At 67.4% G+C, this 1,783-nt stretch carries 2 protein-coding genes and 1 pseudogene; 2 read left to right on the top strand and 1 reads right to left on the bottom strand.

From position 1 onward, the window contains the following. Positions 1 to 335: pseudogene (locus VDP82_RS17755) on the top strand (signal recognition particle protein); the annotation flags it as partial. Positions 336 to 371: 36 nt separating this feature from the next. After that, positions 372 to 761, top strand: a complete 390-nt coding sequence (gene rpsP / locus VDP82_RS17760) for a 30S ribosomal protein S16 (protein ID WP_323016143.1) — start codon at positions 372 to 374, stop codon at positions 759 to 761. Positions 762 to 913: 152 nt separating this feature from the next. On the opposite strand, the gene leuB is transcribed toward rpsP, so the two are convergent. Beyond that, a partial coding sequence (leuB, locus tag VDP82_RS17765; protein WP_323016144.1) for a 3-isopropylmalate dehydrogenase occupies positions 914 to 1,783 on the bottom strand: 870 nt, incomplete at its 5' end.

Here is a 1,783-nt window from a genome sequence, read left to right on the forward strand (position 1 = left end):
AGCAGCACCGCCAGATGGCCGACATGATGAAAAAGGTCGGCAAGGGCGGCATGGGTGCCTTGGGCGGCATGTTCGGCGGCAAGATGGGCCAGATGATGGGCGGCATGCCCGATCTCTCCAAGATGGACCCGGCCCAGCTCGAGCAGATGGCCCGCCAGGCCGGCATCGATCCGGCGGCGCTCAAGGGCCTGCCCGGCGCCGAGACCCCCGCCCCCAAGGCGCTGCCCAGCGATGTGGGCGCGTTGCTCAAGTCTTCCGGCGCTCCAGGCCTTCCGGGCCTGGGCGGCGGCGCTCCCCGTTTCCCCGGCCTTCCCGGCCTGGGCAAGAAGAAATAGTCAACTCAACCCAAACCCAACCCTAGGATAGCAAAAATGGCCCTCAAGCTCCGTCTCGCCCGTGGTGGCACCAAGAAGCGCCCCTTCTACCATATCGTCGTCGCCGATGCCCGCTCGCCCCGCGACGGCCGCTTCATCGAGAAGCTCGGCACCTTCAACCCGCTCCTGGCCAAGGACGCGGAAAACCGCGTGGTGCTGAATGCCGAGCGCGCCAAGCACTGGCTCGATGTCGGCGCCCAGCCCACCGACCGCGTGCTGCGGTTCCTGGATGCCGCCGGCGTTGCCAAGCGCGATGCCCGCAACAACCCCAACAAGGCCGTTCCGGGCGAGAAGGCCAAGGAACGCGCCGAGGAAAAGGCCGCCAAGCTGGCCGCCGCCAATGCCCCGGCCGAAGCTCCGGCCGCCGAAGAGGCCGCCGCCGAATAATTTTGGCATGGTCATGCAAAAAGCCCCGGTGGAGACACCGGGGCTTTTTTGTTGGCTCCACCGTCGGGGTGATCCGGCGGGTGGGCTTGATCGGAGAAAGGCGCACCGTCTCGGGATGGCCCCGGCGCCGGGCCGGGGCGATGCCGGGATCGTTACGCCTTGAGCTTGGCCAGGATCGCGGCGCCCATTTCCTCGGTGCCCACGGTCCGGCAATTGGGCTGGGCGATGTCGCCGGTGCGCAGTCCGTCGCTGAGCACGGCCGAGATGGCCGCCTCCACCTTGCCGGCCAGCTCGATCATGCCGAAGCTGTAGCGCAGCGCCATGGCGAAGGAGGCGATCATGGCGATGGGGTTGGCGATGCCCTTGCCGGCGATGTCGGGGGCCGAGCCGTGCACGGGCTCGTAAAAGGCCTTGCGCTTTCCGGTCACCGGATCGGGGGCGCCCAGGCTGGCCGAGGGCAGCATGCCCAGCGAGCCGGTCAGCATGGCGGCGACGTCGCTGAGGATATCCCCGAACAAATTGTCGGTCACCATGACGTCGAACTGCTTGGGCGTGCGCACCAGCTGCATGGCGGCGTTGTCCGCCAGGATGTGGTGCAGCTCGACATCGGGATAGTCCTTGGCCACGCCCTTGACCACTTCGTCCCAGAGCACGCCCGACTTCATGACGTTCTTCTTGTCGGCCGAATGCACCTTGCCGCCGCGGGTGCGGGCCAGATCGAAGGCGACGCGGGCGATGCGGTCGATCTCGTAGGTCTCGTAGACCTGGGTGTCGATGGCGCGCTTCTGGCCGGCGCCCAGATCGGTGATGGTTTTGGGCTCGCCGAAATAGACCCCGCCGGTCAATTCGCGCACGATGAGGATGTCGAGCCCTTCCACCAGCTCGCGCTTGAGCGAGGAGGCCTCGGCCAGCGCCGGATAGCAGATGGCGGGGCGCAGATTGGCGAACACCGCCAGTTCCTTGCGCAGGCGCAGGAGCGCGGCTTCCGGGCGCTGCTCATAGGGCACGTCGTCCCATTTCGG

Origin of the sequence: Devosia sp., assembly GCF_034675085.1 — a bacterium.
Taxonomy (GTDB): domain Bacteria; phylum Pseudomonadota; class Alphaproteobacteria; order Rhizobiales; family Devosiaceae; genus Devosia.